At 68.2% G+C, this 4,661-nt stretch carries 6 protein-coding genes; 1 reads left to right on the forward strand and 5 read right to left on the reverse strand.

The window, feature by feature from the left end:
• Positions 1-99: 99 nt before the first annotated feature.
• From AC1DJN_RS20795 to AC1DJN_RS20805, 3 genes are read right to left on the reverse strand one after another with little or no spacing between them, the layout of a single operon-like run.
• Positions 100-783 (reverse strand): HAD family hydrolase, encoded by a 684-nt coding sequence (locus AC1DJN_RS20795; protein ID WP_478040052.1) that lies wholly within the window; start codon positions 781-783, stop codon positions 100-102.
• On the reverse strand, positions 780-1,481 hold the full coding sequence (locus tag AC1DJN_RS20800) for a pseudouridine synthase (RefSeq protein ID WP_032976402.1): 702 nt from the start codon (positions 1,479-1,481) through the stop codon (positions 780-782). The genes AC1DJN_RS20795 and AC1DJN_RS20800 overlap by 4 nt, the downstream gene beginning before the upstream one ends.
• Complete coding sequence (locus tag AC1DJN_RS20805; protein WP_025878416.1) at positions 1,478-2,548, reverse strand: class I SAM-dependent methyltransferase; 1,071 nt, start codon at positions 2,546-2,548, stop codon at positions 1,478-1,480. Before AC1DJN_RS20805 ends, AC1DJN_RS20800 begins: the two co-directional genes overlap by 4 nt.
• 161 nt (positions 2,549-2,709) lie before the next feature.
• Here AC1DJN_RS20805 and AC1DJN_RS20810 point away from each other — a divergent pair, with 161 nt between their 5' ends.
• Positions 2,710-2,973 carry a hypothetical protein gene (locus AC1DJN_RS20810; RefSeq protein ID WP_025878415.1) on the forward strand — a complete coding sequence of 88 codons (264 nt, stop codon included), beginning with the start codon at positions 2,710-2,712 and terminating at the stop codon, positions 2,971-2,973.
• 120 nt (positions 2,974-3,093) lie between these two features.
• On the opposite strand, the gene AC1DJN_RS20815 is transcribed toward AC1DJN_RS20810, so the two are convergent.
• Both AC1DJN_RS20815 and AC1DJN_RS20820 read right to left on the reverse strand, forming a co-directional pair.
• Positions 3,094-3,384, reverse strand: a complete 291-nt coding sequence (locus AC1DJN_RS20815; protein WP_025878414.1) for a DUF3247 family protein — start codon at positions 3,382-3,384, stop codon at positions 3,094-3,096.
• A gap of 44 nt (positions 3,385-3,428) precedes the next feature.
• The coding region (locus AC1DJN_RS20820; protein WP_478040055.1) for a hybrid sensor histidine kinase/response regulator at positions 3,429-4,661 on the reverse strand (1,233 nt) is incomplete at its 5' end.

The following is a 4,661-nucleotide window of genomic DNA, read 5'->3' on the forward strand; positions in this document are numbered from 1 at the left end:
GCTTCAAGGTGACACCCACCAGAGCGGTAGCRCCGGGCCATGCCCGGCGAGAGCRGTGAAGCGTGCCGRCCAACGGTCGRCACCCACCATCCCCCACCGTTACCTCGGCAGCAGCGGCAGCAGCAAGGCGTGCGCGTCCACCAGCGAGCCGACGATGCGGTGGCCGAGCGCGCGCAGTTCTTCATCGGGATGCACCAGATCCGGTACCTGGATCACGGTCATGCCGGCGGCCAGCGCGGCACGGGTTCCCGCCGGCGAATCCTCCAGCGCCAGGCAACGTTCCGGCGCCTGTCCCAGCCGCTGCGCGGCCAGCAGGTAGATGTCCGGCGCCGGCTTCGGCCGCGCCACATCGCCACTGGTGATCACCGCATCGAAGTATGGCAGCAGCCCGGCTGCAGCCAGCTTGCGGTTGGCCCGCGGCTGCCGCGTAGTGGTCGCCACCGCGCGCGGCACCGCATGCGCCTTCAGCAGCTCCAGCAGTTCCAGGATGCCCGGCCGCAGCGGCAGCCCGGTCTGCGTGCGCTCCTCGTACAGATCATGGCAACGCGCGRCCATGGCCTCGATCATGCTGTCTTCGATGCCCTGCTGGCGCAGCAGCGCCTGGCTGTCGCGGTCGCCAAGGCCGACCATGCGCACGAAGAAGCTGGCATCCAGGGGCAGGCCGAATTCCTCCGCCGCCTCGCTCCAGCATGCAAGCGACACACGCTCGCTGTCGATCATCAAGCCGTCCATGTCGAAGATGACGGCGTCGGGCAGGAACGGCAGCGCAGCGATGGAGGTCATGGAGCGAACAACGTATCCAGATCGGTGGAGGTCAGCAGCCGCCATTGCCCTTCGGCCAGTCCCTGCAGGTCCAGGCCACCAACACGGCTGCGATGCAGTGCCTGCACATGGTTGCCTGCGGCAGCGAACATGCGGCGTACCTGATGGTAGCGGCCTTCGTGCAGTACCAGGCGCGCCTTGCGCGGCCCGAGCACCTGCAGTTCAGCCGGCAGCAGGGGCGTCTTCTCCGCTTCCAGCATCAGCGTGCCGCTGGCAAACAGCGCCACCTCGTCACCACGCAGGTCTTCGGCCAGCTCCACTTCGTAGACCTTGGGCAGCTTCGACTTCGGCGAAATGATCCGATGCAGCAGGTTGCCGTCGTCGGTCAGCAGCAACAGGCCGCTGGTCTCACGGTCCAGACGGCCGACAGTGGACAGCACCGGGTCGCGGTCGCGGAAGCGCGGCGGCAGCAGGTCGTAGATCAGGCGGCCCTTGTCCTTGGTCGAACAGGTGTAGCCAGCCGGCTTGTACATCGCCAGCGACAGGCCCACCGGCGGGTCCAGTGGCTCGCCGTCGACCCGCACCGCTTCATGCGGCACCTGGTCGTCGGCGTACAGCACCTCGCCGTCGGCGTCGGTGACGCGGCCTTCGCGGAACATCCACTGCACCTGCTTGCGGCTGCCGTAGCCGAGGTTGGCGATGTGCTTGACCAGCTTCACCGGCCCTTCCCCTTGCCCTTCACCGCTTCGACCAGCTTGAAGCCATCGCGCTCGGCAACCACGCGCACCGCGCCGAAGCTCTCGTTGAGCGTGTACTCGTAGGGCAGGTGGCGGTTGGCCACCACGTACAGGCGCCCACCCGGGCGCAGCGCCTGCGCGGCCACGGCGATGAAGCGCTGGCCGATGTCCGGGCGATCCGCACGCGAGGGCGTGTGGAACGGCGGGTTGCTGATGATGACGTCGTAGTCCGGCTCGATACCGGCGGTGACGTCGCGCCACAGGAAGCGCAGCGGCACGGGGCGCGGTGGCGGTGCCAGATTGAGTTCGGCCAGGTCCAGCGCGCGCTTCTCGGCCTCGTACAGGTCCAGCGCGGTGATCTTCGGGCAGCGCTCCAGCAGTTCACGCGACAGGTAGCCGTAACCGGCACCGAGGTCAGCTGCACGCCCGGCCAGGTCGGCCGGCAGATGCTCGGCCAGCAGGGCCGACGCCGGGTCGATGCGGTCCCAGGCGAACACGCCCGGACGGCTGAGGAAACGGCCGCCGACGATCGGCCGCACTGCGTCCAGCGCGCCCCAGCGCTTGGCTACGTCCACATCGTGCTGGCCCTGCAGCGGAGCGGTCCAGAACACGCGGCAGTGGTTCTTGGTCAGGCTGCCGCCGAGGCCAGCCAGCTGCTTGAGGTCGCCTTCGCCGGAGCGGGCACCTTCGTTGTTGTGCTGGCAGGCCACGATGCGGCCACCCTCGGCGACCAGCGCCAGGGCGCGGGCGAACAGCGCGCGGGCTTCCTCGCGCTGGCGCGGCGGCAGCACCAGCACCAGCGGGTAACGGCCGCGGCCGGCAACATCATCCAGCTGCCCGCTGACGGTCCAGCCAGCGGCCTGCTGCAGCGGCTGCGCGAACGGGGCGAAGCTCTGTTCGCAGTCGACTTCGCGGCCGCCGGCCTGCTCGCGCAGTGGCCAGCCGTCACGGGCGCGCAGGAAGGCCACCGGGCCCTCCGGCCAGCGCAGGGCGCCGCTGGAGAACGGCAGGAACAGGGTCTGCAGGGGGGCGTCGTCGCTGGATGCCATCGGCGCGGGTACTGGAAGCGTGAGGGCCGTCCATTGTACCGGCTTGTCCGCCCCGGCCCGGCCCCGGCCACCGCTTTGCGAAACTTCAACGTTGCCTTGATGCCGCAGCAACATGCCAGCGTTCAGGGTAGAAGCTCCCCCGCAACCCCTGGAGATCCTGCATGCGTGCCTTGTTCGTCGGAGGTGTCGTCGACAACAGTGAAATGGACCTGGAAGGCAGCCATCCCCCCGTGCATTACCCGGAGGACACCGGCGGCGGCCATTCCCGCTACCGCCTGCACCAGGTTGGCCACGGCGCCGATGGCAGCGTGGCCTACGCCGTCTATGGCGCGCCGGATCTGGCAGACGATGAAGTGACCCGGGTAGCCGAGGAGCGCGCGTATGCGCGCAGGTTCGAAGCGACGGCAACGCTGTTCGAACATTGACCACCGCAGCCACGCATGGCGTGGCTCTACTGTTCGAATGACCATCGCAGCCACGCTTGGCGTGGCGTGGCTCTACAGTAGATCCACGCCATGCGTGGATGCAGCCATCTGCACTTGCCGTCAGAGCCTCGGCGGCAACCTGCGGATGCTGGCGATTTCATCCAGCCACACGTGATGCTGCTGCACCGGCGCATCAAGATCGTCCAGCCGCAGCTGGCCATTGCTGCCTTCGTCGCCGGCGTCGTTGCGGTACTGCTGCAGCGTCGGCTGCACCGCAACCGTGCCCAGCAGGCGTCGGCCATCGTGCAGGGTCAGCTGCACCTCGGTTTCCCCCTGCAACTGCGGCAACAGGGCTTCCAGGCGCGCGATCTGCGCGGAATCAGTATGGATACGGGGAGCAATACGGGACATCGGCAACCTCCTGAACTGCAGGGTCGCCGATTGTCCGTGAATGCTCAGTGCAGCAGGCTGTCCCCGCGCGTGGCCTGCACGCGCCGCACCACACCCACCAGCTGGGCCACCGAATACGGCTTGGCCACATGCTCCTGGAAGCCCGAGGCCAACGCACGGCGACGGTCATCGGCACGCGCCAGCGCAGTCACCGCTACCGCAGGCAGCGCTGCCGCATCCACGCCCAAGTCCTGCCGCAACGTGCTTACCAGGCCATAGCCATCCATGCCCGGCATGCCGATGTCGGTCAGCAGCACCTGGTACTGCAGGTGGCCATTGTCGGCCAGCAGCGCCAGCGCTTCGCCCGCCGAACTGGCGGCGGACACGCTCGCGCCCTGCTCTTCCAGCATGCGCCGCAGGTACTCCAGCACTTCAGGCTGGTCTTCCACCGCCAGCACATGCAGGCCGCGCAGCGGGTACGGCTCGACCACCATCGGTTCCAGGATAGGACCGCTGACGACCTCACGCAGCGGACGCCGTTCGGCATCCGGCAGATGCTGCGGCAGGCGCACGGTGAAGGTGGAGCCGTGACCGTGGCCATCGCTGGCCGCGCTGACCGAACCGCCGTGCAACTCGACCAGCTGCTGCACGATGGCCAGGCCCAAGCCCAGACCGCCATGGCGGCGGGTGGTGGTGCCGTCGGCCTGGCGGAAGCGGCTGAACAGATGGTTCAGGAACTCCGGCGCGATGCCGTCGCCGGTATCGCGCACGGTGATCGTCCAATAGTTGCCATCGGCCTGCAGCTGCACGTCGATGCGGCCTTCGGCCGGGGTGAACTTGATCGCGTTGGACAACAGGTTCCAGAACACCTGCTGCAGCCGGGTGGCATCGCCCAGCACCTGGCAGGGCTGTGCCGGCAGCTGCAGGGTGACGTCCAGCGCCTTGCCCTCGGCCACCAGCTCCTGTGCGCCCATCGCTTCGTTCAACTGGTCGCGCAGGTCCAGCACTTCCACTTCCAGCTGCACCTTGCCCAGCAGCATGCTGCTGAGGTCGAGCATGTCCGAGATCAACCGCTTCTGCGCGGTCGCGCTGTTGGCGATCACGCCCAGGCCCTTGTACAGCGGGCTGGTGGAATCGACGCGCTGCAGCAGCAGTTCACTCCAGCCCAGGATCGTGGTCAGCGGCGTGCGCAGCTCGTGCGACAGCGTGGCCAGGAACTCATCCTTCAGCCGCGCCATGTTTTCGGCCGCACTGCGCGCGGCACGCTCGGACTGCAGCAGTTCCTCGCGCGCCAGTTC

This window comes from Stenotrophomonas sp. 05L414_2, assembly GCF_056397905.1.